The following is a 3958-nucleotide window of genomic DNA, read 5'->3' on the forward strand; positions in this document are numbered from 1 at the left end:
CAATTAACTAAAAATCAGATGAAAAGGCAATCTATTAAGCGGCTCAGAAAAAATGCTGGATGGGATGATTCTATTTTAACCACTATCTTATCTCAAAATTTTTCATGAGGTGACCCTGTATTCTTAAGCCCCAGCCTAGAAATTTTACTGATTTTAGAGTATAACAGTGGAAATCACTAATGACCTGTACCGATAAATTGTACAGTTGATAATAAATCTTACTAATAAAGGAATACGCTAGTTGAGCTAAGCCCATGTTAAGTGCAATGCTCTTCTGCGGTGAGTTTGAGAATAATTTTTCAGAGAGTTTTCTAGTTTCATTTGAGTTGTGACTATTGGAGGAAGAAGTATGAGTCAACAATTGCAACTTGCTGCAATGAATCTACCCGTAGGTAGTCTTGATTCTTATATCCATCGAGTTAATCAAATCCCTATGTTGACCTTAGAGGAAGAGGTTGCTTGTGCTGAGCGCTTCCATTCTGAGGGTGACATTGAAGCGGCACGTCGCTTAGTGCTGGCTCATTTACGTTATGTGGTCCGTGTAGCTCGAGGTTATTTGGGGTATGGATTGCCATTGAATGATCTCATTCAGGAAGGAAATGTTGGCCTCATGAAGGCTGTTAAACGTTTTGATCCTAAAATGGGGGTGCGTCTAGTTTCTTTTGCTGTACATTGGATAAAAGCTGAAATTCATGAATTTGTATTGCGCAACTGGCGTATCGTGAAAATAGCGACGACTAAAGCGCAACGTAAATTATTTTTTAATTTACGCCAAATGAAAAATCGTCTTGGTTGGTTCACTAATGAAGAAGTAGAAGCAGTAGCTCAGGATTTAGGTGTAAGCCGTGAAGATGTTTTGATCATGGAGCAACGTTTAAATGTCATGGATTCTGCCTTTGATGCCTCTGATTCTGATGATGAAGGTGATGGAGGATATAAAGCGCCTGAGCGCTATTTATTTAGCGTCCATGATGATCCCGCTTTAATGATTGAGAAAGAAGACAGCGGCGATCAAGGTCGGGAGCAATTAATGTCTGCTCTAGAACAGCTTGATGAGCGTAGTCAAGATATTTTACAACAACGATGGTTGGCTGAAAAAAAATTAACCTTACACGATTTGGCAGAAAAATATGGTGTATCTGCTGAACGAGTGAGGCAATTAGAAAAAAATGCCATGAAAAAAATTCGTCAATTTATGGAAGCGTAAAAGCGCATAGATAGGGGCTTCTTTAATGCTTTAATGCGAGCCCCTGCCTTTTTCAGTAGAGCACACCTCAGTCATTTCTAATTTATTTGCCTTATTCAGCTAATAATTTTAGTTGCCTTGAGCTATAAATTTTTCCAATTTAATGTCATTATTCAAATTGCCTAAATTTGAAGAAAAAAGGATAGAAAAAATAATTCCTTACTCAATGTTTTCCTTAGTTCATTAAGGCATATATTTATCCTATGATGAAAAAAAAATTTAATATAATTAGATGTAGAGTTATCAATGAAAAGGATGCTATTTAGTGAGTAGTAAGGACGAAATGGAGTTTACTGCAACGCGAAGTGATATCAGTTCTGCGTCTGAATTGATTGATTCTGCTTGGATTCTAATTGTTGATGATAATTCCGACATGCGCGATTATTTAAAGCGTATCATAGGCCTAAGATGGAATGTTGAAACAGCTGCTAATGGAGATGCCGCCTTAGAGCGTCTAAAAGCAAAGAAGTTTGATTTAGTCATAACCGATCTGATGATGCCCAAGCTTGATGGCTATGGTTTAGTAAAATCAGTACGTGCGGATCCTCTATTTCATAATATCCCGATTATTATTTTATCCGCCCGATCAGAAACAACAAACCGAATCGAAGGTTTGGATTTTGGCGCGGACGATTATTTAATCAAACCCTTTGTTGCGGATGAAGTATTAGCTCGGGTTAGCGCCCATTTAAAAAAGGCGACCCGTTACCAATTAGCTGCTGAAAATGAGCGACTACGAAAAGAAAAAGAAATTGCTGAAAAGGATAGTCATGCGAAAAATCTTTTTTTAGCCACCCTCTCTCATGAGTTACGCACCCCTTTAACCGCTATTCTCTGCTGGATAGGCGCAATAAAACATAAAAAATATCAAACCGCACAGATCGAAAAGGCTTTAGCCGCTATTGAAGAAAATGCCTTAGCCCAAACGGAGTTAGTTAATACCCTTTTAGATATTTCCACCATTCTGGTCGGAAAGATGTATTTGTCATTAACTGAATTAAACATAGTGGAGTTAATTAAGGAGGCTATTGCGCTTGTACAGAAGCAAATAAAAGAAAAAAATATTTTTATTGATTTCCAAACTCCGCAAGAGAGTTTAATACTTTTATTGAATCACGAGCGCATGGCGCAAGTATTTAATAATTTATTAATGAACTCTATTAAATTTACGCAAGCATCGGGCACTATAAAAATTTGGATTGAGGATAACGAAGATCTCACCCAAATTCATGTGCAAGATAACGGTCAAGGAATTGCACCAGAATTCCTGCCTATGCTATTTAAGCCCTTCACCCAATTTGATTCCTCTTTATCTCGTGAATCAAATGGTTTAGGCTTAGGTTTAGTTTTAGTCCGCAATTTATTAGAGTTACAAGGGGCGAGCATTGAAATATATAGTGAAGGCTTAACTAAAGGAACCAAGTTTACTATTTTTTTTCCCAAATTAGAGCGTAAAAATGCATGAGCCCTATATTCTATTAGTTGATGATAATCAGAGCATTCGAGACTGCTTAATTTGGGTTCTTGAGGATGAGGGCTATGGGGTTATTACTGCTTCTAATGGGCAAGAGGCCTTAGATCTTTTAGAAAAGGCGCCTTCTTTGCCGGACTTTATTCTGTTAGATCTAATGATGCCAATTATGAATGGTTGGCAATTTCGTGAGCGACAGCGCTTAAACCCACGCTTTAAGACTATTCCTACTTTAATTTTATCGGCAAAAATTAATATTGAGAACCAAGTTTTTTATCCTAATGAGTATTTACTACCAAAGCCTTTTGATATTGAAGAGCTGCTTGAGCTAATTCGGGAAAAAATAGACTAAGGTTTATTCCTAAGAGCCTAATGAATGCCTATTTTCTTCCTCATCCGCTAACTCTTCTTCTAAGGACTCTTGCATCGGTGTTGCTAAGGTGGGTGCCTTATCCTGTTCAAGGCTGAATTCTTTCAGACGTTCCACCATACTGGTAATGGTATCGGCAGGTTTGGAAAGAGCGATATTGTCTTGATGCAGGTTATGTTCATCCAAAACGTGCTTACTGAAAGCGATATTATCTTCATGTTGCTGCACGTAGTGTTCATAGGCTTTATTACTCGCTAAGTCATTTAGCTCTTTACTTTTTAAATATAGATTATAAGCATCCTCTCGGGCACGATCATTTTTTTCCTTAATTTTTACATACTCTTCATAGCTCGGTTGCCCCTTCTCCTGATAACTTTGATACGCCTCTTCGCTTGCCGCATCAAGCACTTTTGTTTGTTCTTGATAAATGGCGTACGCTTCCTCGCTTTTTTGGTTATTAAGCTCATAAGTTTTAAGAAAAAGAGTATAGGCGGCATCATTCACTTGATTAGTAGTAGCAATAACCTGCTCAGGGGATTCTGCGTTTAAACTGAGTGACTCGCGCATTTTACGAAGGATCTCTTCATAGTCTTGCAGCGCTTTTCTTATCGCTTCATTCGTTTTATCTTGTTCCATAAATTTTTTTAAATAAAAGACCTTAGCTTAATTATAGTTCTAGATCTGCAAACAGGAAAACATTCGGGCCACGCAACATCCAGTAAGGCTGCAAGAAAGTCCTTCGGAAAAAAGAGTAACTCATGTTACGCACGGTCAATTTTAAGCTGCCATATTTTTAAGCTCCTGCCAAGCAATCTGGTTCGCTCTAAGAATCAATTTGTACTTAATAGCAAAGTGATTTAAATGAGTTTTT

Annotated in this window: 4 protein-coding genes; 3 read left to right on the forward strand and 1 reads right to left on the reverse strand. The window is 37.7% G+C overall.

Features of this window, described 5'->3' with window-relative positions; genetic code table 11:
* Nucleotides 1-349 precede the first annotated feature (349 nt).
* The 3 genes from rpoH (at nucleotide 350) to ELY15_RS14250 (ending at nucleotide 3069) form a co-directional block, all read left to right on the forward strand.
* Nucleotides 350-1207, forward strand: coding sequence for an RNA polymerase sigma factor RpoH (rpoH, locus tag ELY15_RS14240; protein WP_127101179.1), 858 nt, complete (start codon nucleotides 350-352; stop codon nucleotides 1205-1207).
* A 304-nt stretch (nucleotides 1208-1511) separates the two neighbouring features.
* Complete coding sequence (locus ELY15_RS14245; protein ID WP_127101181.1) at nucleotides 1512-2711, forward strand: hybrid sensor histidine kinase/response regulator; 1200 nt, start codon at nucleotides 1512-1514, stop codon at nucleotides 2709-2711.
* On the forward strand, nucleotides 2704-3069 hold the full coding sequence (locus ELY15_RS14250; RefSeq protein WP_127101183.1) for a response regulator: 366 nt from the start codon (nucleotides 2704-2706) through the stop codon (nucleotides 3067-3069). The genes ELY15_RS14245 and ELY15_RS14250 overlap by 8 nt, the downstream gene beginning before the upstream one ends.
* A gap of 9 nt (nucleotides 3070-3078) precedes the next feature.
* Here the strand turns inward: ELY15_RS14250 and ELY15_RS14255 are convergent, their stop codons facing one another.
* Nucleotides 3079-3723, reverse strand: coding sequence for a hypothetical protein (locus ELY15_RS14255; protein WP_127101185.1), 645 nt, complete (start codon nucleotides 3721-3723; stop codon nucleotides 3079-3081).
* Nucleotides 3724-3958: the final 235 nt, after the last annotated feature.

The sequence above is a fragment of the Legionella sp. km772 genome (assembly GCF_003989735.1).
Classification (GTDB): domain Bacteria; phylum Pseudomonadota; class Gammaproteobacteria; order Legionellales; family Legionellaceae; genus Legionella.

What these genes read in the sequence shown, in the direction of transcription:
- ELY15_RS14250 (WP_127101183.1), top strand. Translation starts at nt 2,704, where the DNA reads ATGCATGAGCCCTATATTCTATTAGTTGATGATAATCAGAGCATTCGA.
- ELY15_RS14255 (WP_127101185.1), bottom strand. Translation starts at nt 3,723, where the DNA reads ATGGAACAAGATAAAACGAATGAAGCGATAAGAAAAGCGCTGCAAGAC.
- rpoH (WP_127101179.1), top strand. Translation starts at nt 350, where the DNA reads ATGAGTCAACAATTGCAACTTGCTGCAATGAATCTACCCGTAGGTAGT.